This window comes from Mariniflexile maritimum (assembly GCF_009746565.1).
Lineage (GTDB): Bacteria > Bacteroidota > Bacteroidia > Flavobacteriales > Flavobacteriaceae > Mariniflexile > Mariniflexile maritimum.
Map to the genome: position 1 here is coordinate 324,862 of NZ_WRPN01000002.1, position 23,435 is coordinate 348,296.

The 23,435-nt window shown below is 38.9% G+C and carries 20 protein-coding genes; 6 read left to right on the forward strand and 14 right to left on the reverse strand.

Annotation, left to right across the window (positions count from 1 at the left end; all coding sequences use genetic code 11):
• Nucleotides 1–33: 33 nt before the first annotated feature.
• On the reverse strand, nt 34–969 hold the full coding sequence (locus GQO80_RS04250; RefSeq protein ID WP_157207085.1) for a nicotinic acid mononucleotide adenyltransferase: 936 nt from the start codon (nt 967–969) through the stop codon (nt 34–36).
• A 210-nt stretch (nt 970–1,179) separates the two neighbouring features.
• On the opposite strand from GQO80_RS04250, the gene GQO80_RS04255 reads away from it, so the two are divergent.
• The 3 genes from GQO80_RS04255 to GQO80_RS04265 all read left to right on the forward strand — a co-directional run bounded on the left by GQO80_RS04255 (nt 1,180) and on the right by GQO80_RS04265 (nt 3,242).
• Nucleotides 1,180–2,181, forward strand: coding sequence for an NAD(P)H-dependent glycerol-3-phosphate dehydrogenase (locus GQO80_RS04255; protein ID WP_157207086.1), 1,002 nt, complete (start codon nt 1,180–1,182; stop codon nt 2,179–2,181).
• A 79-nt stretch (nt 2,182–2,260) separates the two neighbouring features.
• Complete coding sequence (locus tag GQO80_RS04260; protein WP_157207087.1) at nt 2,261–2,881, forward strand: hypothetical protein; 621 nt, start codon at nt 2,261–2,263, stop codon at nt 2,879–2,881.
• Entirely contained in the window at nt 2,832–3,242 is a 411-nt protein-coding gene (locus tag GQO80_RS04265) for a T9SS type A sorting domain-containing protein (protein ID WP_157207088.1), read from the forward strand. The genes GQO80_RS04260 and GQO80_RS04265 overlap by 50 nt, the downstream gene beginning before the upstream one ends.
• 16 nt (nt 3,243–3,258) lie before the next feature.
• On the opposite strand, the gene GQO80_RS04270 is transcribed toward GQO80_RS04265, so the two are convergent.
• From GQO80_RS04270 to GQO80_RS04310, 9 genes are all read right to left on the reverse strand, one after another.
• Entirely contained in the window at nt 3,259–3,654 is a 396-nt protein-coding gene (locus GQO80_RS04270; protein ID WP_157207089.1) for a hypothetical protein, read from the reverse strand.
• Nucleotides 3,655–3,687: 33 nt separating this feature from the next.
• Nucleotides 3,688–5,106, reverse strand: a complete 1,419-nt coding sequence (locus GQO80_RS04275; protein ID WP_157207090.1) for an efflux transporter outer membrane subunit — start codon at nt 5,104–5,106, stop codon at nt 3,688–3,690.
• Entirely contained in the window at nt 5,103–8,255 is a 3,153-nt protein-coding gene (locus GQO80_RS04280) for an efflux RND transporter permease subunit (protein WP_157207091.1), read from the reverse strand. The genes GQO80_RS04275 and GQO80_RS04280 overlap by 4 nt, the downstream gene beginning before the upstream one ends.
• Before the next feature lie 19 nt (nt 8,256–8,274).
• The gene (locus GQO80_RS04285; RefSeq protein WP_157207092.1) at nt 8,275–9,399 is read right to left on the reverse strand and encodes an efflux RND transporter periplasmic adaptor subunit; all 1,125 of its coding nucleotides are present in this window, start codon (nt 9,397–9,399) and stop codon (nt 8,275–8,277) included.
• A gap of 10 nt (nt 9,400–9,409) precedes the next feature.
• The gene (locus tag GQO80_RS04290; RefSeq protein WP_157207093.1) at nt 9,410–9,904 is read right to left on the reverse strand and encodes a GbsR/MarR family transcriptional regulator; all 495 of its coding nucleotides are present in this window, start codon (nt 9,902–9,904) and stop codon (nt 9,410–9,412) included.
• Nucleotides 9,905–10,059: 155 nt separating this feature from the next.
• On the reverse strand, nt 10,060–10,347 hold the full coding sequence (locus GQO80_RS04295) for a type II toxin-antitoxin system RelE/ParE family toxin (RefSeq protein ID WP_157207094.1): 288 nt from the start codon (nt 10,345–10,347) through the stop codon (nt 10,060–10,062).
• Nucleotides 10,340–10,579, reverse strand: coding sequence for a ribbon-helix-helix domain-containing protein (locus tag GQO80_RS04300; protein WP_157207095.1), 240 nt, complete (start codon nt 10,577–10,579; stop codon nt 10,340–10,342). The genes GQO80_RS04295 and GQO80_RS04300 overlap by 8 nt, the downstream gene beginning before the upstream one ends.
• Nucleotides 10,580–10,914: 335 nt before the next feature.
• On the reverse strand, nt 10,915–11,934 hold the full coding sequence (gene pheS, locus GQO80_RS04305) for a phenylalanine--tRNA ligase subunit alpha (protein ID WP_157207096.1): 1,020 nt from the start codon (nt 11,932–11,934) through the stop codon (nt 10,915–10,917).
• A 238-nt stretch (nt 11,935–12,172) separates the two neighbouring features.
• Nucleotides 12,173–12,529 (reverse strand): hypothetical protein, encoded by a 357-nt coding sequence (locus tag GQO80_RS04310; protein WP_157207097.1) that lies wholly within the window; start codon nt 12,527–12,529, stop codon nt 12,173–12,175.
• A 218-nt stretch (nt 12,530–12,747) separates the two neighbouring features.
• Between GQO80_RS04310 and GQO80_RS04315 the strand changes: the two genes are divergently transcribed.
• On the forward strand, nt 12,748–13,278 hold the full coding sequence (locus GQO80_RS04315) for a CvpA family protein (protein WP_157207098.1): 531 nt from the start codon (nt 12,748–12,750) through the stop codon (nt 13,276–13,278).
• A 98-nt stretch (nt 13,279–13,376) separates the two neighbouring features.
• Here the strand turns inward: GQO80_RS04315 and rimM are convergent, their stop codons facing one another.
• The 3 genes from rimM to GQO80_RS04330 all read right to left on the reverse strand — a co-directional run bounded on the left by rimM (nt 13,377) and on the right by GQO80_RS04330 (nt 15,748).
• A complete protein-coding gene (rimM, locus tag GQO80_RS04320; RefSeq protein WP_157207099.1) occupies nt 13,377–13,901 on the reverse strand; it encodes a ribosome maturation factor RimM in 525 nt (174 codons plus the stop codon).
• A 150-nt stretch (nt 13,902–14,051) separates the two neighbouring features.
• Nucleotides 14,052–14,591 (reverse strand): 30S ribosomal protein S16, encoded by a 540-nt coding sequence (locus tag GQO80_RS04325; RefSeq protein ID WP_157207100.1) that lies wholly within the window; start codon nt 14,589–14,591, stop codon nt 14,052–14,054.
• 95 nt (nt 14,592–14,686) lie between these two features.
• A complete protein-coding gene (locus tag GQO80_RS04330; RefSeq protein WP_157207101.1) occupies nt 14,687–15,748 on the reverse strand; it encodes a lactonase family protein in 1,062 nt (353 codons plus the stop codon).
• A gap of 209 nt (nt 15,749–15,957) precedes the next feature.
• Between GQO80_RS04330 and dnaE the strand changes: the two genes are divergently transcribed.
• Nucleotides 15,958–20,346, forward strand: coding sequence for a DNA polymerase III subunit alpha (gene dnaE, locus GQO80_RS04335; RefSeq protein WP_157207102.1), 4,389 nt, complete (start codon nt 15,958–15,960; stop codon nt 20,344–20,346).
• A 29-nt stretch (nt 20,347–20,375) separates the two neighbouring features.
• Here dnaE and GQO80_RS04340 read toward each other — a convergent pair whose 3' ends face one another.
• Nucleotides 20,376–20,852 (reverse strand): regulatory protein RecX, encoded by a 477-nt coding sequence (locus GQO80_RS04340; protein WP_394350993.1) that lies wholly within the window; start codon nt 20,850–20,852, stop codon nt 20,376–20,378.
• Nucleotides 20,853–20,931: 79 nt separating this feature from the next.
• On the opposite strand from GQO80_RS04340, the gene GQO80_RS04345 reads away from it, so the two are divergent.
• Entirely contained in the window at nt 20,932–23,352 is a 2,421-nt protein-coding gene (locus tag GQO80_RS04345; protein ID WP_157207103.1) for a hypothetical protein, read from the forward strand.
• Nucleotides 23,353–23,435 lie beyond the last annotated feature (83 nt).

Sequence of the window (23,435 nt, forward strand, 5' to 3'; positions counted from 1 at the left end):
AACGGTTTCTAAACTAAATAACCAACCAAAATTTTATAAAACCCTTGTGCTTGTTCTTGGGTTTTCTACTTTATCTTTTCTTTGTTTACGCAACTTTTCGGTTGTTGCGGTTTTTTCTTTTGTATTTGCGGTTTTTAAATATTGTATGTAACCCCTTCCTGTAAATTCATATACGGTTTTTGATGCGGGGTGGTACAATTCTATCTTCTTGTCATTTATAACGCTCAATTCAAAGTGTTCATTGTTGAAGAAATCATAATCTAATGTTAAAGTTTTAAGTTTTAAGTTTCCAGTAATGTTTCCAACGCCATAAACACCTGTATAATCCCAATATAAATTGTTAACGTTTTTACCGGTTGCATCTTGCGAACTCCTAAATTCCGAGTCGTTTCCGCCCGATAAAAACTGTAAATAGTTTTCGTTGTCAAAATCGTTCAGCGCGCCAAAATCGCTGGTATAGGTTTTTTCCCAAGCATTGTATTCTTGCAAGAAATAGTGAATGTTATCGTAAAACACGAAATCGTAATCGAAATTATTCCGTTGATAGCCTTCTAAAAAGTACGAGGTATCGTTGTTTGGGTTGTAAAGTTCTATGGTATTTGAATTGATTTGGTAAATGTCGAAGGTTTCAAAACCATCAACCAGATGAAAAACATCCAATATCATATCGTAGGCATCATAATTTCCAATTTTAATGCCCAATCCATTGCCGGTATTGCCCAAACCTACAATATTGTTGTTTGCATACACACTACCGTTTTTAAACGACATGGTAAAGGCCTTTTGCAAAAACGGGGTTGTGCCGTAACCTTCGGTTTTATTAATGTCAACATACCAAATTTCGTATGAATTCAGCAATTGGTTCAACGATATGGTGGGTTCGTCATCAAATTGGTTTACTTCAGTGTAGCACGAAGTGAATAAGGTTGCGGTTAGCGCAACAGCTAAAAGTAATTTTATAGTTTTCATAATCAAACATTTTTAGGGTTATAGGTTAAGGTTTTCAAAACACGTGCCACGTTTTTTTTGGTAGCGGTTTTCAATCGCATTCTCAGTTTTCGGGTTTTGGTTTTCGGGTTTAAAGTAGCTGTCGTTGGTTTGTATTCGTTGTTCTTTTTACTAATGGTCTTACTTTTCTATAAATTATGTATTTTTGAACAATAAACAATCACACTATTTATGGACAAAACTTTAAGATACGCGGTTTTTGGAGCGGGAAGTTGGGCTACGGCCATTGTTAAGATGCTATGCGAAAATGTGGATGAAGTGGGTTGGTACATGCGAAGTGTGTATGCTAAAGAGCATTTGTTGAAAGAACACCATAACCCGAATTATTTGAGTTCAGTTGAATTTCATATTGAGCAATTAAAATTGAGTAACGATATAAATGAAATTGCAGAGTATGCCGATGTGTTGATTTTCGTTATTCCTTCGGCGTTTATCTATTCGGAATTACAAAAAATGACCGTCGATATTTCCAAGAAAACAATCGTTTCGGCCGTAAAAGGGATCATTCCCGAAACCGGTTTGTTGGTGGGCGAACATTTTCATGAAGCGTATAACATTCCGTATAAAAACATTGCGGTTATTGCGGGCCCGTGCCATTCGGAAGAAGTGGCTTTAGAGCGCTTGTCGTACTTAACCATTTCATGTTCAGATGCTGAAAAAGCGCAAACCATAGCCGATGCATTAACGAGCGATTATATAAAAACAAAAATTAGCGACGATGTTATTGGCGTGGAATATGCCGTTATGTTGAAGAATATTTACGCCATTGCCGCCGGTATAGCACATGGTTTGGGCTATGGCGATAATTTCCAGAGCGTACTGATGAGCAACTCCATTCGCGAAATGAAACGTTTCATTAAAAAGATGCACAAAATGAAACGAAACATCAATAATTCGGCGTATCTGGGCGATTTGTTGGTAACGGGCTACTCGGTATTTTCAAGAAACCGCATGTTTGGAAACATGATTGGTAAGGGCTACACCGTAAAAAGCGCACAAATGGAGATGAGCATGGTTGCCGAAGGCTATTACGCCACCAAAAGTGCCCATTTATTGAACGAAAAAAATAAAAAGAAAACACGTTTGCCCATTATAAACGCCGTTTACGAGATTCTATACGAAGGCAAGGACCCCAAACAAACCTTTAAAAAACTGACTGAGAAGTTGGATTAATTTTTTTTATTATTCTTGCAATGTTTGTAAACTATTTCATTTTTTTGATACATGAAAAAACTTTACACTCTAATTTGTTTTGCTGCGCTTTTTTTTTACCACAACAGCATTAAATGCTCAAATTACATTAACCAGTAGTACAAATACACCTGCAATTGGAGATTCTTACAGCTATGTTTCTATTCCTAATTATACATTTAATGTAAGTCAAAGTGGTGCAAACCAAACATGGGATTTTTCTACTGCTTCTGGCACAACAGAGAAAACCAATGTTATTAACTTACTAAATTCCTCTGAACCAGCTACTTTTCCGTCAGCTAATTTTGTGTTTTATTCACTCGGAACAAATGCAGAAAGTTATCTTTCAAGTTCAAATTCTGATGTTTCAATTGAAGGTAATTATCTGGCAGGCACCTTAAGAGCCGTTTACTCCGACAAACAAGAATATCTTAAATTTCCAATTACCTATAATGATGTATTTAACGAAACATTTTCAGGAATAGTAGAGAATATTGCTGCGTCTCAAACATATGATAGGTCTGGAACAATCGAAATTACTGCTGATGGTTATGGCAATTTAATTTTACCTTATGCAACTATAAATAATGTTTTAAGAATAAAAACTGTCATTAAAAGCACCGATATTTTTTATGGGTTTCACACTACCCGAAACTACAACAATCTCACATTATTGGTATAATACCTTAAATAAGTTTGCTTTAGCCAATACATCTGAGGTGTATTATACTGGGTCTTTAATTTCCTCACAAGCTTATTATTTGGTTGAATCAGATTTAGCTTTAGGAACTAGAAATTTCGCTTTAGTTGATAATAATGTTAGTGTTTATCCAAATCCTTCAAAAGGCATTGTTTACATTAAAAATGATTCTTACAATAACTTAAATATCGATATATTAGATATAACTGGGGCTTTGATTAAATCTGTAAGAATCAAAAGTGGACAAAACCGTATTGATGTATCTGATTTACAATCTGGTATTTATTTATTAAAATACTTAAATAAATCTCAAATTCATACTAAAAAACTTGTTGTTAAATAATTAAGAAGATTGATTATTACTTCACCAAAACACCACGCGCTTCCATTAAAGGGATGTTTTGCAACGCCTTTAAATTAATCGTGTTTTTTCTGAACAAATACGTTTTATCAAACATCGTGTTTCCTTCAAAAAAAGATACTTTAAACGTGTTGTTCAATGCAAACAGGGCTTCTTGCATCAACTCGATTTTGGCATAGCTTTTCTTAGGAAGCATATCTATTTTTTTACGGAATGTTGAGGTTATTTTTTCTTCGGAAAAACCACTTGTTACAATCAAGACCATTTCTAGATCCACGTTCTTATCGTTGATGATGTAGGCGTTCCAATCGTGGGTTTTGTAAATATCGTTGTATTCATTTACGATAGCAATGTAAACATCTGCAACTTTAGGGATTTCAATATCTTTCTTCATCTAATAAAAAAGTAAGTAAATGAGTTTATTTCATTATTTCCAGCCGCCACCAAGCGCTTCGTATAAATTGACCACCGTTAGCAATTGCTGTAATTTGCTGTCTATCACGTTCAATTCGGCGTTTAAGGCACTTTGTCGGGCGGTTAATAAATCCAAATAATTGGCATAACCGTTTTTAAGCAATTCTTCCGAGTTGCTTTCGGCATTGCGCAACGCTTCAACTTCATTTTGTCGGTATTCAAACTTTTGGGTTTCGGCATGGTAAGCAAACAAGGCATTCGATACTTCGTTACCTGCTACTAAAAGCGATTTTTTAAACCTTAATAAAGCTTGCTCTTGTTGTGCTTTGCTAACTTCGTATTGCGTTTTAATTTTTCGTTGGTTGAAAACAGGCTGTGTTAAGCCACCAACCAAATTGGCAAATAGCGAATTGGCATCAAATAAATTATCAAAATCCAGACTTTGAAATCCGCTGGAAGCCGTTAATTTTAACGATGGATAAAATTGACTTCTGGCAACATTGGTTAGCTCAAAGGATTGTATCAAACCGTACTCGGCAGCAATTACATCAGGACGGTTGCTTAATAACATTGCAGGTACGCCTAATTTTAAATTGGTTTCAATGCTTTGCATATCAATGGCGCTTCTCTCAAAATGCTGCGGTGCTTTTCCTAATAAAATACTTAGGGCATTTTCGGTTCTAAAAATGGCGGTTTCTAAATCTACCTGCAACGATTTTGCATTGTTGTACTGCGCAATGTTTTGATCGACTGCTACTTGTGTAACTTGACCGGCATCTTTTAAAGCTTTAATGGTTTCCACACTGGTTTCGCGCGTTGCAATGGTTTGTTTGGTAATGGCCAATTGTGCATCTAAGGCCAGCAGTTGGTAGTAGGTAGCCGCAATACTGGAAACCAATTGCGTTTTTACGGCTTGGTGCGCTGCCACACTTTGCAAATAACCGGCTTGATATGCCCGTTTGTTGCTGCGCATTTTTCCCCAAATATCGGCTTCCCATGATAATGTGCCCGATAATTCAAACTGGTCGATATGGTCGGTACCAAGGCTGCTTAAAATAGCACCTTGTTGTCCGTTTCCGGAAATGTAGGAACGGTTTACAGTGGCATTGCCATTTAAGGTAGGGAAATAGCCGGCTTTTCCTTGCTTTAAATAGGCCTCCGCCGAAAGTATTTGCTGAATGGCGATTCGGATATCCATGTTGTTTTGGAGGCCTTCATCAATATACTGGTTTAAATAAGCATCGGTAAATAAGGTTTTCCACGATACATCGGCCATGGATACGCTATCGGTTGGCAACTCATCGGTTCTGAACAAATTTTGGGTTTCAATCAGTTCGGGTTGTTTGTAATCTTTGGCAACAAAGCAACTTTGTAGGGTAATGGCTGAAATAGTCAACATTACCATATATTTATGTTTTAGAATTGCAATCATAAACGTGTGTCTTTTTTAATTTCTAATGTTTGTTGGGGTGTTCCCGATATTTTTTCTTGCAACCATTGAAAGAAGATGAACAAGATTGGGATGACAAAAACCCCCAAAACGGTACCTATCAATAAGCCACCCACGGCACCTGTACCAATAGAGCGGTTGCCCTGTGCGCCAACACCATTTGCCAAAACCAACGGCATTAAACCAAGAATAAAGGCGAATGATGTCATTAAAATTGGGCGTAAACGCGCTTCGGCACCATTGACGGCTGCATCCAAAAGCGATTCCCCTTTACGTCGTCGTTGCAACGCAAATTCCACGATTAAAATGGCGTTTTTGGCCAAGAGCCCGAGTAGCATGATCAATGCAATTTGAAAATAGATATTGTTTTGCAATCCAGTTAGTTGCGTAACAAAATAAGCTCCAAACACACCCAAAGGAAGGGAAAGAAGTACCGAGAATGGAATTAAATAACTTTCGTATTGTGCCGCTAGTAAAAAATAAACAAATACCAACGACAATATAAAAATGGTTGTGGTTTGGTTGCCTGCATTTACTTCCTCGCGTGTAAGGCCGGAATAGGCGGTTGAATAATTGGCGGGTAGGGTTTTTGCCACTTCGTTTACCGCTTTAATGGCGTCGCCAGAACTATATCCTGGTTTTATGGCGGCGTTTAGGGTAACGGAATTAAAGAGGTTAAAACGTGTTACCGACTGTGGCCCATACACTTTTTTTAAGTTAACAAAAGCCGTAATGGGGGTCATTTCACCCGAACCAGTGCGCACATAAAGCTTGTCCAAATCGCTTTCCTCGGCACGATCTTCAGGTAAAGCCTGCACATAAACACGGTACTGTTTGCCAAATCTAGAAAAATCGGCAGCAAAAATACTTCCTATATAACCTTGTAGGGTGGAGAAAATATCGCTGATTGGCACGCCCAATTCTTTTGCCAATTCGGCATTGAGCTCGATTTCATATTGCGGATATTTTGTGTTGAAGGACGATTGAGCATATAAAATTTCGGGGCGTTGCGATAGTTTCCCAATAAATTCCTGGGTTACATTATCGAGTTCGGTAAAACTTCCGCCAGAGCGATCTAACAAGTTAACTTCAACACCTGCCGAATTTCCAAAACCTGGAATACTCGGTGGTGCAAAAAAGATAATATTGGCTTCTGGTATCTGTGCTGCGGCACCAAACATTTGCGCAGTGATGTTCTGTACCGATAGTGCATCATCCTTTCGGTCCTTCCAATCATCCAATCTAATAAAACCTAGTCCGAAGTTGCTTCCGGCACCTCCTAAAAAGCTGCGCCCATCAATAAGCGAACCACCTTTTACACCCGGGATTTGAATTAATTTCTTATATAAATCTGCATTCACTTGATGCGTTCTATCTATGGATGAGCCTGCAGGAAGTTCAACATTAACGAACACGATGCCTCTATCCTCATCAGGAACAAAGCCTGTTTTTAATACCGACGAAGACCACCAAATGGCAACAACAGCCACTACAAGCACCAAGGCGGTAATCCATTTGTTGCGGTACAAGAAGTGAACGGACTTGCCGTATTTTTTTACCGAAGCGTTAAATCCACGGTTAAAACCATTAAAAAACCGACCCAAGAAGCCTTTCTTTTTGCTGCTCTGTTTCTCGTCATGTCCTTTTAAAAACAGGGCACAAAGCGCCGGACTTAACGTTAGGGCGTTGACTGCCGAAATAATAATGGCCACAATAAGCGTTACCCCAAATTGTTCGTAAAACACACCGGTAGGCCCTTTAATAAACGTAACCGGAATAAAAACGGCCGACATCACCAAAGTAATGGAAACGATGGCGCCCGAAATATCGTGCATGGCATCAAAAGTCGCTTTCTTTGGATCGTGCTCGCCTTGATCAATCTTGGCATGAACCGCTTCAACCACCACAATGGCATCATCAACCACAATTCCGATGGCCAAAACCAACGCGAACAGGGTTAATAAGTTGATGGAATAACCAAACAGGTTCAAGAAGAAAAAAGTACCAATAATAGACACCGGAACCGCTATGGCGGGAATTAAGGTCGATCTAAAATCCTGTAAAAAGATGAATACGACCAAAAATACCAGTAAAAACGCTTCGGCCAGGGTGCTTACTACCTTTTCAATGGAAGCGTTCAAGAAATTGTTGGTATTGTAAGGCACAAAAATCTCAACACCTTTTGGCAATTCAGTTTCTATACTTTTTAGTTTTTTTTCAATTTCAACAATAATGTCCCGAGCATTGGAGCCCTTTGTTTGAAAAATGCCCAAGTTTACCGCTGGTTTTCCATTGGTAATAGAGCCTCCCGAATAAGATTGTGCTCCCAGTTCAATATCGGCCACATCGGCCAATTTTAAAAATTGCCCATTGCCCAAGGCCTTAATGATGATGTTGCTGTATTGCGCCTCGGTTTTAAAACGCCCGCCGTACTTGATAACATAGCTAAAAGCTTCACCATCATTTTCACCAAATGATCCTGCCGCAGCTTCCAAACTTTGTTCGCGTAACGCCGCAGTAACATCGGTAGGGATAAGGCCATAGGCAGCCATTTTTTCGGGTCGCAGCCAAATGCGCATGGCGTAATCTTTCGAGCCAAATACACTAACATCGCCCACGCCATTTACCCTTTGCAATTCTGGGATTACGTTTATTTTTAGGTAATTCTGAATAAAAGTATCATCATAATCGGGGTTGTCGCTGTAAAACGACATAAACATTAAAGCACTTGTTTGTTGTTTTGAAGTGGTAACGCCCGTTTGAAGAACCGCTTGTGGTAATCTGGAATTGGCACGAGTTACACGGTTTTGTACGTTTACTGCAGCAATGTCTGGATCCACATCTTGGTCGAAATACACCGTAATGGTTGCAGTTCCTGTATTGGAGGCGCTGGAGGTAATGTAGGTCATGCCTTCAACACCGTTGATTTGCTCTTCAATGGGGATGATCACACTTTCTAAAATGGTTTCAGCATTCGCACCCGGATAGGTGGCGTTTACCGAAATGGTTGGCGGTGCAATATCAGGATACTGCGTAATGGATAATGAGGTAAGGCCAAGGATACCCAAAATAACGATGATGATGGAGATAACCGTTGAAAGTACAGGCCGTTCTATAAATGTTTTTAACATGGGTTTGTTTCTTGGTGGTTTATCTGAATACTCTTTCTATTGGTTTCGCAATGCTATCAAAAGTAACTTCCATAGGTTTTATGGGGGTGTCGCCTCTTAATTTGGCAACGCCTTTTGCAACAATTTTATCGCCAGGTTTAAGGCCTTCAGAAACCACAAAAAGGTTGTCAACATCGGCTAAAACATTAATGCGTGATGCCACTGCCATATTGTTTTCAGTTAGTTTGTAAACATACGTGCTGCCCTGTTGTTCGTAGGTAGCTTCCTTAGGTACCACAACCGCATCTTTATATGTTTTTGGAATTTTTATCTTGCCGCTATTGCCGTTGGTAAGCAATCTGTTGGCATTATCAAAAACGGCGCGAAATGATATGGAACCCGTATTAACATTCACTTGCGAGTTGATGGTTTCGATAGTGCCTTCCGCATCGTAATCTGTTCCATTTGCCAAGACCAATGTAACTTTTGGCAAGTTTTTTATTTTGGATGGCACATCCTTTCCTTCAGAATTTTGGATAAAATCGAGATAATCACTTTCATTCATGGAAAAATAGGCGTACACGTTGCTAATATCTGAAACTGTTGTTAAAGGCTCGGGATTTGAAGGACTTACAAGCGTTCCTTTTCGTAATCTAATGGCGCCCACATAGCCATCAACAGGGCTTTTAATCGTGCCGTAATCAATGTTGGCACCAATACTGTTATAAGCGCTTTTGGCTTGTTGTAGCTTTGCTTTGGCAGTTTCCAATTGCACGTTGCTAATAATGTTTTTTTCAACCAAAGGCTTTAATTTTTCCACTTCAACCTGGGCTGCATTCACGGTTGCTTTGGCAGCGGCAGCATCTTGGGAAAGCGATTGGGTTTCTAGCTTAAATAAGGTTTGCCCTTTTTTTACCTGTTGACCTTCATCAACCAAAACAGCGGTAATGTAGCCCGAAATTTTAGCACGCACCTCGCTATTGTTTACCCCTTCAATACGTGTTGGATAACTGGTAAAGCCCGTAACGGTTTTTTGCGGAACGGTAGTTACTTGAAAAGGCATGGGGCCTTGTGGTGCTTGTTGTTTCTGGTCGTTATTGCCACAACTAACATAAAGTGTGATGCTTGCAAATACAGCTATTAACGGGGTTTTAATTGTTTTCATTGATTGGGATTTAGTATTTTTTTTCTATTATTTTTGATCTTAAATTGGCTACCGATTGGGTAACTTCCTCTAAAAATTTTATATAGCTATCGTGAAAATCAAGCTCTAATTTTGGTTCTTCTGGTGAAGCTTTACTGTTGAATTTTTCCTTATAATCTTTAATTTCAAGATGAAGTTCCTTTTGTGCAATCCATGAGGCCATCATGGTATCGATGCTTTGCAAAATGCTATCTTGATTGATGGTATAATACTTTTTTCGATCGCCCGGTTTAGTGAAATAAACAATACGGTTTAAATCGGCCAAATGGTTTAAATGAGTAGAAATGGTGCTTTTGCTGGCACACAAAACACGTACTAAATCTTCAAAAGTAGTACCTTTTTTCCCTGTGAGAACGATATACGACAAGATGCGCGCCGCTAGGGGCGCCAATTGCTCTTTTTGTTCCATAAAAACGCCCAGTCGCTCAACCAAGGCTTGTTTTTCGTTACAAATTTCGGTGGTCATAAGTACAAATTTCGGGCAAAGATAATATTGGTTCGGAACAAACCGAACTAATCGAAGTTAAATATAAGTTAAAAAAAAAGCCAATGATTTCATTGGCTTCATTTGTTCAGGATGTTTTTATTGGCTCTTGTATGCTAAAGTGTTTTTGCAAAAGTTTAAAGGATATTGTTTAAATCCTGTCTTCCAACAATTACCATTATTTCAACAACGCCATCAGTAATTTTGTAATAAATAGTGTCGGAGCCACAAACACAGCGTCTGTATCCTTCTTTTATGAAAGAAACAGATGGGAATGAATAAGGACTTTGTGCGATGATGTCAAAATATTTAAAAAAGGAATCGAAATATACATCGGCTTGCGTCATTCCAAATTTTTCGACCCCGTAGCGATGAATGCGTATCAAATCGTTTTTGGCTTCGTTGCTTAGTTTGTATTTAGCCATTAAGCAAAGCCTTAGATTGTGCTAAAATTTGGTCCTTGCTGTCGTTGGTAAATCCATTGTTTTCTGCTTTCTCTATTTTGGCCCTAATCCAGTCTATTTCAATTTGTTTGTTTCGCGCTTGTCTTATTAAGTCATTAATAAGTTCACTTTTGCTTGAATATTCTTGGTTTTCAACCTGTGTTTTTAACCACTCATCATTTGGTTTTGTAAATGAAATGCTTTGTCGTGCCATTTGATTCGATTTTGGTGCTAATTTACACCAAAACTGAATTGTTTGCAAGTTTTTATGTTGTTTAATGTGGTATGTTTAGAGGTTAAAAGCTACATTAAGCGAATATTAAGTGAGTATGAAAGTTTTAGGATTTTTGATAGTTGACGAGCATTAAGCCATTATTTTCAAAAGAAGTTCCCAGTAGTGCTTTATTACCATTACAAATACAGACAAACGTTTTTTTGCTTCAATTTTGATTTTGAAGAAGTATAAAGCTGATATTCAAAAACCCGAATTTTTAAGTTGATAGTTTATGTTCATTCTTATTAATGGAAACTATTTTGCTTGCTAAATTTTCACAAAGCACTCTTAAACTGCTCCAGAAACCGTACATCATTTTCGCTTAGTAAACGGATGTCGTTTATTTGGTGCAACAACATGGCAATGCGGTCGATGCCCACACCAAAGGCAAACCCGGAATAAACCTTAGAATCTATTTTGCAGTTTTCCAAAACATTAGGGTCCACCATGCCGCAACCGCCAATTTCAAGCCAACCGGTACCTTTGGTAATGCGGTAATCCGATTCGGTTTCCAAGCCCCAATACACATCAATTTCCGCACTGGGTTCGGTAAACGGGAAGTAGGAGGGGCGCAACCGTATTTTGCTTTTCCCAAACATTTGTGTGGTAAAATATTGTAGGGTTTGTTTTAAATCGGCAAAACTCACGTTCTTGTCAATATACAAACCTTCTACTTGATGGAAAAAACAGTGCGAACGTGCTGAAATGGCTTCATTTCTATACACTCTGCCCGGGGAAATGGTGCGAATGGGCGGTTGGTTGGTTTCCATATAGCGTACCTGCACCGAACTGGTGTGGGTGCGCAACAGCATATCGGGGTTTGTTTGTATAAAAAAGGTATCCTGCATATCGCGCGCAGGGTGGTATTCTGGCAGGTTCAAGGCTGTAAAGTTGTGCCAATCATCTTCTATTTCGGGGCCTTCGCTTACGTTAAAACCTATGTTTGAAAAAATAGTGATAATTTGATTTTTTACTATGGAAATGGGATGGCGCGCCCCTATTTGAACAGGGTTTCCCGGGCGCGACAAATCGCCATAAATGCCCTTAACTTCCTCCTTGCTTTCCAGTTCCTGTTTTAAGGCCATTACTTTGTCTTCGGCCGTTTTTTTAAGGGTATTTATTACTTGGCCAAATTCCTTTTTTTGGTCGTTGGCTACGTTTTTAAATTCGGCAAAAAACTGGTTTAACAAGCCTTTTTTTCCTAAAAATTTAATTCTGAAAGCTTCCACCTCGTCTTTGGTATGTGCTTTAAAGGCTTCGGCCTCAGCTATCAGTTCTTTTATTTTATCTATCATGGGTTCATTAAAAAATGATGGCAAATTTACTGTTTTTTACGATAACTGCGCTAGGGATTGCAGTGAAAATCCTTTTGTTTTTTATTCCTAAAAAAACTAGCTCTCAACTTTGATTGTATGTTCTTGCCTTTGTAGGAATGACAAAAAACAAAAGATTCAAGCCTTTTTTCGAGCAAGAAAAACTACAAGCCCGACCCGGTTCCTAAACTTGTTTCAGGATAAAGCTAACACCCAAAAACTAATTTATATACTCTGTTTCTAAAAAATAATTTACAATGGCCTCTTTCATTAAAACGCTTTGTTCGCCTGCCTTTAAATGGGGCAGGGTTTCTAGGGTTTTGTAATGTGGCCAACCTTCCTCATCAACAAAATCGAGCGCATAGTAACCGTAGGGCGTTAACAATTTACAAATGGCAATATGCATTAAATCAAGTTTTTGGTCTTTTTTAAAAGCCCTGTCCAATTGCCCAAGTTCTTGCACGCCTATTAAATAGATAATGGCATCGAGGTCCAAGGTGTCGCCATCGGCAAATTGATTTGAAAGTTTGGATACTACCAGTTCCCAGCGTTTTTTTAATTGTTCGTCTCTAGACATGTTAAAAGTGAAAAGTTAGAAGTTAGAAGTTAGAAGTTAGAGGTTAGAGGTTAGAAGGTAAGGGTTTCAAGTTCAAATTTCTAAAGTTCGTTAATCGTTAATCGTTAATCGTTAATCAAAAATCCTTCGGCTTCAAAGTTACTAAATAGCGCCATTAGTTTCAGGAAAGTTGCTTTAAAAAGCGTGCAAATTAAGTATATTTACGCAAACTGTTTTTTATGAATGCTTTGGATATTGTTTTATTGGCCTTTTTGGTGCTAGGAATGGTAAGAGGTTTTTGGCGCGGTTTATTTGTTGAAGTGGCCTCTTTAATTGCCTTGGTTGTCGGGGTATATGGCGCGTTTCACTTTAGTGGTTTTACTGCCGAATTTTTAAGGGAAAAAGTTGAATGGAGCGAAAACACCATAAATATTGCCGCTTTTTTTGGTACGTTGTTATTGGTTGTATTGGCGATTTCGTTGGCAGGAAAGGCATTAACAAAAATTGCCGATTTTGCGGCTTTGGGACTGTTCAATAAATTATTTGGGGCGTTTTTTGGCGGATTGAAAGTGGCCGTGGTTTTAAGTGCCGTACTTTTTGTTTTTGAAAAAATGCATCGCCCCATACCGTTTACTACGGAAGAAGATAAAGCCGATTCGCAGCTATACCAACCCATTAAATCTATTATTCCATTGATTTACCCCAGTTTAATCGTGAATGGAAAGCCTATTGGCGAAGATGCGGAAACAACCAAAACACCAGAAGAATAAACGGTAATTTTCTTTTGAAACTGGGACGGTTTGAGGGTTTGTTTGCACATATTTCAACTAAAATCCACAGGGGGTCCTTTTTAGTTTAAAAGAAGCAGCTAAAGATACAAATCAATTAATCCTTCGGGGGTTTTAACAACGATGGTTTTGTTTTGTTTATCAACTTTTACGATAAACTCATCGTTCATCGGGATTAAAATTTGCTTGCCTTCGTGCTCAACCTCAAATAATGCTTGTGCTGTGGTATCGTTTATACCAACAATGTGGCCTACTTTTCCAAAGTTTACATCTTCGATGGCAAACCCGATAACCTCGTGAAAATAGAATTTATTGCCTTCAAGTTTTGGTAAAAACTCCAAGGGCAAATATACGTCGCTTTTTAATAAAGCATCCGCATCGGCCTCATTGGTAACATCTTCAAATTGCACACGCAGCAAATCCGATTTGTGTAATTGCGAACTTTCAATAAAAAAGGGAATTAGCGAATTACGGACTTCAATAAAAACGGCATCCAAATCTTCATACAGCTCAGGTTGGTCGGTGTCCAATTTTATTAAAAGTTCCCCTTTAAAACTATATTTTGTAACTATTTTACCTAAGTAAAAACAATCTTCCTTTTTCATGACAAATTTTATTTGTCATCCTGAACTGGGTTCAGGATCTCATTAATTAAATTTTTGGGATGCTGAAATAAATTCAGCATCATGCAAAACCATTTTGCATAAAAAACTCCGATAGCGCTATCGGAGTTTAAAAGTATAAAAAAATATTTTTTATTCTTCTGTTTTGGCCTCTGGAGCTTCCTCAACCGCAGCTTCCGGAGCTTCTTCAGCAGTAGCTTCAGCAGTTTCTACTTCTTCAGCAACAGGAACAGCGGCAGCAATGCGCGCTTCGTTAGCTACTTTTTCAGCTTCTAGTGCTTTTGCTTTGGCATCGGCTTGCGCTTTTGCCAAACCTTCGGTTTTTGCGCCAACTTTACCTGCTTTTTCTTCTAACCAAGCATTGAATTTTGCTTCAGCTTGTTCTTCGGTTAAAGCACCTTTTCTAACGCCACCGGCAAGATGGTTTTTTAGCAAAGCTCCTTTGTAGGATAGAATAGCTTTAGCGGTGTCGGTTGGTTGTGCACCGTTTTGTAACCATTGTACAGCGCCATCAACGTTCAAATCGATAGTGGCTGGGTTGGTGTTTGGGTTGTAAATGCCTAATTTTTCAAGATATTTACCATCTCTTTTTGATCGTACATCGGCTGCAACAATCCAGTAAAAAGGTTTCCCTTTTTTACCATGTCTTTGTAATCTAATTTTTACTGGCATAATAATTAATTAATTGAGGTTCTCGACCTCGGTTATTAATGAGGGCGCAAAGATAATTAATAATTAACAATTAACAATTAATAATTGCGCTTTTCTTAAAACAATAAACAAACGGGCGTAGGGACTTTTACTTCGTGTAAAAATGATAGTTTTCCGGTAGGCATGTCTATACTGAAAACCGATATGTTTTGGCTCTTTTGGTTGGCTACCAACAGAAACTTTCCAGTAGGGTCCAAGGTAAAGTTTCTAGGCCAATCGCCATGAACGGGCATGGTTTGGATTTTTTCAATCGTGCCGTTATATTTGTTTCTCTTAAAAACAGCGATGGTATTTTCGCCCCGGTTCGAGCCATACAGATAAAGCTCGTTTTTTGATAAATGAATATCGGCACAGGCATTTTCGCCTTTGTAATTTTCATCTAAGGTACTATCGTCATCAATTTGTTCAAAACCTGCATCCGTTCTTTTTACCGAAACCACGGAATTGCCATATTCATTAATCACATAGAAGAATTGGCCGTTTTTGGTGAAAGTAAAATGCCTTGGGCCAGGGTTTTGGGTTGTGCTGAAAATAGAAGGTGTTGCAAGCGCGTACTGGTTGTTTTTTAAGGTGTAATGATATACAACATTCATGCCCAAATCGGCTATAAATAAATCGTCTTTAAAAAACTGGGCAGAGTGGGCATGCGCTTTTCTTTCGGGGGTATCATAATTAAAAACTTGCGATGCTTCCTGCAATGTTCCGTCTCTGGCAATACTGTAAATGGCGGCACTTCCACCCCGGTAGTTGGACACAACGGCTTTGGTGTCTTGTTTGTTTATAGCAATATGGCAAGGGCCGGTGCCATTGCTGCTTACTTTGTTTAGAAATTTTAACAGTCCATTTTCCTGGATTTTATATGCCGAAACACTGCCACCAAGACTTTCGCTTACGGCATACATGTACTTTCTATTAGGTGAATAGGCTATAAATGACGGGTTTTCGGTTGCCATTGCCAATTGCAGTTCGCTAAGCGCCCCGGTTTTTGTGTTAAATTGAAACTTATAGATGCCTTCGCTGGTGCCATCAGTATAAGTGCCAACGTATAGAGGGATGTTTTGGGCGTGGTTTGTTAAAAAAGTTAAAGTTAGACTTAAAAATAACAGGGTCGTTTTCATGGGTTAAAATTTATGTGATTTCAAAAATAAACTTTTTCATAATACAACACCTTTAAAACGGAGTACTCATTTTATCTGGTTTTCACAATCAATCCATTTTGATGTTTTTTTGTTAAAAACTCTTGATAACTTCCTGTTAAGAAAGCGCTATTTCTGTGTAATTTTATAAGCTATAAATTTCTCCCGAAGAGAAAACAAAGCGCGCTTTTATGTACTTAATTTTCGATACCGAAACTACCGGATTACCAAAACGTTGGGATGCACCCATTACCGATACCGATAATTGGCCAAGGTGTATCCAAATGGCATGGCAACTGCACGATGCGTTGGGAAATTGTATCGAACATCAAGATTATTTGGTGCAGCCCGATGGGTTTAACATTCCGTATGATGCCGAAAAAATACATGGCATTTCCACGGAATTGGCCCAAGAACAAGGCGTTCCGCTAACTACGGTTTTGGAAAAGTTCAACGAGGCCTTAAGTAAAACCAAATTTATTGTTGGGCAAAACCTCAAGTTCGATTTAAACATAATGGGGGCCGAATTTGTACGTGCTGCCATTGCCAACCCGTTGCAAGAACTGCCCGTTTTAGATACCTGTACCGAACAAACCGCCAGTTTATGCCAAATTCCGGGAGGGCGTTATGGTAAATTCAAATTGCCAACGCTTACCGAGTTGCACGATTATTTATTTAACGTACCTTTTGATGAGGCACACAACGCCACGGCCGATGTGGAGGCAACAACCCGTTGTTTTTTGGAGCTCATTCGTTTGGAGCAATTCACCAAAGAAGAACTGGACGTTCAACCCGATTATTTCCAAAAGTTTAAAGAGGCAAACCCTAAACAAATTCAGCTTTTAGGCTTAAAGCACATCAACTTAAAACAGGAAAGCGCCAAAATTCGCGAGCGGCTTAAAAAAGTTGATACGAAAACCATTTCAAACCAAGAAATTAAACAAAACGTATCCAATTTAAAGGAAGTCGATTTTGTACATCTGCATAACCATTCCCAATTTTCGGTATTGCAATCTACCATCAGTGTTGCCGATTTGGTCGCCGCTGCCGCCGAACATAACATGCCCGCCGTAGCCCTAACCGACCATGCGAACATGATGGGCGCCTTTCACTTTGTAAAGGCAGTGAGCAATCATAATAAAAACGCCAAGGCAAAAAATGAGGCAGCCACGGCAAAAGGCGAAAAGCCAACGGTTAATGAAATAAAACCTATTATTGGTTGTGAATTTTTTGTTTGTGAAGACCATACGGATAAAAACAGAAAGGACAATGGATACCAAATTGTGCTATTGGCAAAAAACAAAAAAGGCTACCATAATTTGGCAAAATTATCGTCCATTGCCTTTGTTGATGGGTTTTATTACTTGCCCCGAATCGATAAAAATTTAATTCAAAAATACAAGAACGATTTAATTGTTCTTACCGGAAACCTTTATGGTGAAGTGCCCAGCAAGGTGCTAAATGTAGGTGAAAACCAAGCCGAAGAAGCCTTGATTTGGTGGAAGGAACAGTTTGGCGATGATTTGTATGTTGAAATAATGCGCCACAACCAAGAGGATGAAAACCGTGTAAACCCTGTGTTGATAGCTCTTGCCAAAAAGCACGACGTGAAACTGGTAGCCACCAACAACACCTATTATAGAAAAAAAGCCGATGCCAATGCCCACGATATTTTATTGTGTGTGAAAGATGGCGAAAAACAAGCAACGCCCATAGGTCGTGGGCGCGGTTACCGCTACGGATTGCCCAATCAGGAATATTATTTTAAGTCGGCCGAAGAAATGAAACAGCTTTTTAACGACGTTCCAGAGGCAATAAGTAACATTCAAAACGTGGTCGATAAAGTGGAAGCCTACGAATTGGCGCGCGAAGTATTGCTTCCTGCTTTTAATATCCCTGATGAATTTAAAAATCCTGAAGATTTGATGGATGGCGGTAAACGGGGTGAAAACGCCTATTTGCGCCACTTAACTTACCAAGGTGCCAAAAAACGTTATGGCGACGATTTTTCAGAGGAAATAAAAGAACGTTTGGATTTTGAACTGGAAGTAATTCAAAATACGGGGTATCCGGGTTACTTCTTAATTGTTGAAGATTTCATCCGCGAAGCCCGAAATATGGACGTATCGGTAGGTCCCGGTCGTGGTTCGGCGGCAGGTTCGGTGGTGGCATATTGCCTATGGATTACCAATATCGACCCACTTAAGTACGATTTGCTTTTTGAGCGTTTTTTAAACCCCGACCGTATCAGCATGCCCGATATCGATATCGATTTTGATGATGAAGGCCGTAGTAAGGTTATGGATTACGTTATCAAAAAATACGGTAGCAATCAAGTAGCACAAATTATAACCTATGGTACGATGGCTGCAAAATCGTCCATTCGCGATACCGCTCGGGTGTTGGATTTACCGCTTTTTGATGCTGATAGGATTGCGAAACTAATTCCTACCATGTCCAAACTGAATAAGATTTTCGGTTTAACTGAAAAAGAATTGGGCAGCAAGTTCCGTGCGGAAGATTTGGAAAGAGTCAACCAACTTTTAAACATTTCCGAAGGCGACGATTTAGAGGCCGAAACCGTAAACCTAGCACGTATTTTGGAAGGTTCGGTGCGCAACACGGGCATTCATGCCTGTGGGGTCATCATCACGCCCGATGATATTACCAACTTCGTGCCCGTAGCAACCGCCAAGGATTCCGATTTGTACGTTACCCAATTCGACAACTCGGTGGTAGAGGAAGCGGGCCTGTTAAAAATGGATTTCTTAGGCTTAAAAACCTTAACCCTCATAAAGGATACCGTTAAAATTGTTAAGGCCCGACACGGTATTTTGTTGGACCCCGATACCTTTCCGCTCGACGACGAAAAAACTTATGAACTCTTCCAAAAAGGCGAAACCGTTGGGGTGTTCCAATACGAGTCGCCCGGGATGCAGAAGCATCTTAAAGATTTAAAACCCACTGTTTTTGAAGATTTAATCGCCATGAACGCGCTGTACCGCCCTGGGCCCATGGAATACATCCCTAGTTTTGTTCGCAGAAAACATGGCGACGAACCTATCGAGTACGATTTGGATGCCATGGAAGAATATTTAAAGGAAACCTATGGTATTACCGTATATCAAGAGCAGGTAATGTTGCTCTCCCAAAAGCTTGCAGGATTTACAAAAGGTGAAGCGGATATGTTGCGAAAAGCCATGGGTAAAAAACAAATTGCGGTACTCGATAAAATGAAGCCCAAGTTTGTAGAGCAGGCAAGTGCCAATGGGCACGATGCCAAAACTCTCGAAAAAGTTTGGAAAGATTGGGAAGCCTTTGCCAGTTACGCCTTCAATAAATCGCACTCTACCTGTTACGCGTGGATAGCTTACCAAACGGCGTATTTAAAAGCACATTATCCTGCGGAATACATGGCTGCGGTACTGTCCAATAACATGAACGATATCAAGCAGGTTACCTTTTTTATGGAAGAATGTAAACGCATGAAATTGGATGTATTAGGGCCTGACGTTAACGAGTCTTTTTACAAGTTTTCGGTAAACAAAAACAATGCCGTACGCTTTGGCATGGGCGCCATTAAAGGGGTAGGCCATGGTGCTGTGGTTACTATTGTGGACAGCCGAAAAAAAGACGGCCCTTTTAAATCTATTTTCGATTTTGCAAAACGCATCGATTTACGCGCTGCCAACAAAAAAGCCTTCGAAAATTTAGCTTTGGCGGGTGGTTTTGATGGTTTTAAGGAAACCCACCGCGCCCAATATTTCCACGATGATGGCGATGGTATTACCTTTCTGGAAAAAGCCATTCGCTACGGCAGCAAACACCAAGAAAACGAAAATTCGGCACAGGTAAGCTTGTTTGGCGATGCCAGCACCGTGCAAATTGCCGAACCCCAAGTACCACCCTGCGAAGAGTGGGGCACCATGGAAAAATTGGCACGCGAAAAAGAAGTTGTTGGTATTTACATTTCAGGACATCCGTTGGATGATTTTAAAATAGAAATGAACACCTTTTGCAATGCCAGTTTAGCTTCGTTTAAAAATTTAGAAACCTTTTTAAACCGCGAACTTACTTTTGGTGGCGTGGTTACCGATGTGCAGCACCGTGTGAGCAAACAAGGTAAAGGTTGGGCATTGTTTACCGTTGAAGATTATAACGATAGTTTCGAGTTTCGCATTTTTGGTGAAGAATACCTAAAATTTAGGCATTTTTTAATGAAAAACAATTTTGTTTTTGTTAAAACCCTCATCCGTGAAGGTTGGATAAACAAAGAAACGGGCAAAAAAAGTGAACCCCGATTGCAGTTCAACAGTTTTCAATTATTGCACGATGTGATGGAGAATTATGCTAAAAAGCTATCCATACAAATTGATATTGATGATTTAAAAGCAGAAAAAATCATTCAACTTAAAGAACTTTTGCAGATGCATCCCGGTTCGCAGGCACTTAATTTTGTGGTGTATGATAACAAAGAGCAGTTAAAACTGAACATGCCCAGTAGAAAACAAAAAGTGAAAGTATCGCAGGAGTTGCTTAATGAGTTACTGCTTCAAGATATGAAGTTTAAATTGAATTGATTTCAAAATAAACCGTATTTTGAAATGCGTTACCTAATAAGTTCGTTGGCTTTGTCGTACACCAAATGCGATTCCCAACCACGGTATAAAAAATACTCGGTAAATTTCTTCTTTTTTTTCAAAACGTTGGGTTCTTTAATAGAAAGTGCCTTTTTTTCGGCTAAATCATTAAAAACGCCGATATACTCCGCGTCCGAAATATCTGCAAGTGCCTGATTTATATTAACTTTGCTTACGTCCTTTTGCTTGAGTTCAAAAGTTAATCGGCGTCGGCCCCAAGCCTTAAATTTAAACTTACCCCTTACAAATGCTTTGGCAAAGCGTGCTTCGTTTAGAAAGTTATGCTGAATAAGATGCACCACAATCACATCGATGGCCTCGGGTATCATGTGCATGCTTTGTAGCTTTTGTACAACTTCTTTATGGCAACGTTCTTGGTACGCACAATAATGCTCCAATTTTTTGGTGGCTTCTTGTACGGTATATGTTTTTTTTGGTGGCAGCATGCTCCAAAAATAGCAATAGGAAACTAATAATTGATTAAAAATTTAATAAAACCAAATCTTAAATTTTAAACTTAACACCATGAAAAAAATTACTTCTTTAAAAACGCTCTCACTTTTAATTAGCCTTTTTTGTGCTGTTGGTTTTGGGTATGGTCAAACTACACTTGTTGCAGGAGATATTGCTATTACGGGTTTTAATTCTGGTGCTCCAAGTCAGTTAACATTTGTTCTGTTAAAAGATGTTACTAATACTACACAAATTAAGTTTACTGATAATGGCTGGAATTTAACTACTGGTTTAAGAACTACTGAAGGAACATTAACATGGCAAGCAACGTCTGATTTACCATGCGGAACAGAAATATTTTTAGAGCGTGTAACAAACGCAAACCTAACAGCTTCGTATGGAACTGTAAGTGCGGCAGGTGGTTTTGCACTAAATACGGTTAGTGACCAAATTTTAGCTTATCAAGGCGCGTCTTCCTCTCCAAATTTTATAAATTCAATTCATTATGGGTCAGCTGGTTGGTCTGATGCAATTGACTCAGCTACAACAGCAATACCTCCTGGTCTTACAAATGGAATAAATGCTGTGTATTTTGCAAACAATTCTAATGGGAATTATAATTGTACTGTTACTACAAATCAAGTTTTAACCTTAGCAGCAGTATCAGCTGCTACTAATTGGAATATTAGCACTACCCGATACTCAACTTTAGGCGGTTGTACCTATACTTGTGTTCCATGTCCAACTACAACAACTTGGAATGGCACAACTTGGAGTGCGGGAACACCAGACATCAATAAAAATGCCATTATTGCAGCAAATTACAATACAACCACCAATAGCAGTTTTAGCGCATGCAGTTTAACCGTAAATGCAGGTTTTAATTTAAGGGTTACAAATGGCCATTATGTTGAGGTTGAGAATGATGTTGTGGTAAATGGAAATATAATAGTTGATAACCATGGTGCTTTCAAGCAAAACAGTAATACTTCTACATATACACATGGTTTAGGTGGAACGTCGGTTGTTAGGAAAGAAACATCCATATTGAATAACTGGTATGATTATACCTATTGGTGTTCTCCTATTTCTGGTTTAACTATTGGTACAAGCCCATTAACGGACTCTACCATGCGCCATTGGTTTGATGCTTCCAAATATGAAGATATTTTGGCGGAAACTGGTAATTCAGGAGTTTTTAGCACAGGTCACGATGATATTGATGATAATGGTGATGACTGGACATTTGCTTATGATAGTTTCCCTATGAATCCAGGTGTTGGTTTTGCAGCTACACATTCACAAACAGGATATTCTGGGGCGCGACAATATACTTATGAGTTTTATGGAATTTTTAACAATGGTCCATTGTCAGCAAGTATTTTCTATAATGGCGCAAATGGAGATAAAGACTGGAATTTAATCGGCAATCCATACCCTTGTGCATTAGATTTCAATGCTTTTTACGCTGCCAATTCTGGAGTTGTTGAAGGAGCAGCTTATTTATGGTCGCATCGAACTGCAATCGATCCAAATGCTAGTGGCAATGAAGCATTTAATTTTTCTCAAAACGATTATGCTATTATTACAGCAGGTAGCGGAAGTATTAATTCTGATAATGGAGATGGTATAGTGCCAAATGATTATATTCCTTCTGGGCAAGGTTTTTTTATCTCTGGTTTAGCTATTGGTGTAGTGAATTTTGATAATTCGATGCGGATGGCTGATGCCACAAGCAACAATCAATTTTTTAAAAGCACAAATAACAAAAGTAAATCTAATGATGTAGCGAATAAAATTTGGGTTAATTTAACTTCAGACAATGGAGTATTCAATCAAGTTCTAGTTGCTTATGTAGATGGTGCAACCAACGATAATGATGGTATGGCCTATGACGCTACCAGAATGTTGTCAAGTGGTGCTTCGTCTATTATATATACCTTGATTGGTGATGACAATACTAATAAATTCGCCATCCAAGGGAAAGCAGTTAACAGTTTAGGCCCTGATGAAACAATCAAGTTAGGCTTTTACACGTCAATATCTTCCGCAACACTTTATAAATTTTCATTGGCACACATTCAAGGCGACTTTTTAAACAACCACGCCATTTTCCTAAAAGACCATCTGCTTAACAAGGTACATTGTTTAAGTACTTCCGATTATAGCTTTACTTCGGAAGTAGGCGAGTTTAACAACCGTTTTGAAATTGCTTTTAGCAACCAAGCCTTATCAGTTGAAGATGTGCTTTTAAACAAAAACGCCCTTACTATTGTACAGCTTGAAAACGATGAAGTTCAGTTTACTGCTACAAACAACCTAAACATAAAAAACGTTGCTATTTTCGATTTGTTAGGAAGGCAGTTGTACCAATTTACAGGAAACAGCAACCAAGAAACCTATAAGCTTTCAAACTTGCACAACAGTGTTTTTGTGGCAAAAGTAACCTTGTCCAATGGCGGTGTTATCACTAAAAAAGCGTTTAAAAAATAAGGTCATGGCGAGGTACGGTTTCCGTCATGGCAAGTAACGAAGCCATCTGTTTATTGTTTCTAAATTTGAACTCCTATTAGTGA

Excerpts from the sequence above, each read along its gene's own strand:
- GQO80_RS04290 (WP_157207093.1), bottom strand. The coding sequence starts at position 9,904 with ATGACCACCGAAATTTGTAACGAAAAACAAGCCTTGGTTGAGCGACTG.
- GQO80_RS04285 (WP_157207092.1), bottom strand. The coding sequence starts at position 9,399 with ATGAAAACAATTAAAACCCCGTTAATAGCTGTATTTGCAAGCATCACA.
- GQO80_RS04330 (WP_157207101.1), bottom strand. The coding sequence starts at position 15,748 with ATGAAAACGACCCTGTTATTTTTAAGTCTAACTTTAACTTTTTTAACA.
- GQO80_RS04325 (WP_157207100.1), bottom strand. The coding sequence starts at position 14,591 with ATGCCAGTAAAAATTAGATTACAAAGACATGGTAAAAAAGGGAAACCT.
- GQO80_RS04275 (WP_157207090.1), bottom strand. The coding sequence starts at position 5,106 with ATGATTGCAATTCTAAAACATAAATATATGGTAATGTTGACTATTTCA.
- GQO80_RS04315 (WP_157207098.1), top strand. The coding sequence starts at position 12,748 with ATGAATGCTTTGGATATTGTTTTATTGGCCTTTTTGGTGCTAGGAATG.
- GQO80_RS04300 (WP_157207095.1), bottom strand. The coding sequence starts at position 10,579 with ATGGCACGACAAAGCATTTCATTTACAAAACCAAATGATGAGTGGTTA.
- GQO80_RS04340 (WP_394350993.1), bottom strand. The coding sequence starts at position 20,852 with ATGCTGCCACCAAAAAAAACATATACCGTACAAGAAGCCACCAAAAAA.
- GQO80_RS04310 (WP_157207097.1), bottom strand. The coding sequence starts at position 12,529 with ATGTCTAGAGACGAACAATTAAAAAAACGCTGGGAACTGGTAGTATCC.
- GQO80_RS04295 (WP_157207094.1), bottom strand. The coding sequence starts at position 10,347 with ATGGCTAAATACAAACTAAGCAACGAAGCCAAAAACGATTTGATACGC.
- rimM (WP_157207099.1), bottom strand. The coding sequence starts at position 13,901 with ATGAAAAAGGAAGATTGTTTTTACTTAGGTAAAATAGTTACAAAATAT.
- GQO80_RS04265 (WP_157207088.1), top strand. The coding sequence starts at position 2,832 with ATGGGTTTCACACTACCCGAAACTACAACAATCTCACATTATTGGTAT.
- GQO80_RS04280 (WP_157207091.1), bottom strand. The coding sequence starts at position 8,255 with ATGTTAAAAACATTTATAGAACGGCCTGTACTTTCAACGGTTATCTCC.
- pheS (WP_157207096.1), bottom strand. The coding sequence starts at position 11,934 with ATGATAGATAAAATAAAAGAACTGATAGCTGAGGCCGAAGCCTTTAAA.
- GQO80_RS04270 (WP_157207089.1), bottom strand. The coding sequence starts at position 3,654 with ATGAAGAAAGATATTGAAATCCCTAAAGTTGCAGATGTTTACATTGCT.
- GQO80_RS04255 (WP_157207086.1), top strand. The coding sequence starts at position 1,180 with ATGGACAAAACTTTAAGATACGCGGTTTTTGGAGCGGGAAGTTGGGCT.
- GQO80_RS04250 (WP_157207085.1), bottom strand. The coding sequence starts at position 969 with ATGAAAACTATAAAATTACTTTTAGCTGTTGCGCTAACCGCAACCTTA.
- GQO80_RS04345 (WP_157207103.1), top strand. The coding sequence starts at position 20,932 with ATGAAAAAAATTACTTCTTTAAAAACGCTCTCACTTTTAATTAGCCTT.
- dnaE (WP_157207102.1), top strand. The coding sequence starts at position 15,958 with ATGTACTTAATTTTCGATACCGAAACTACCGGATTACCAAAACGTTGG.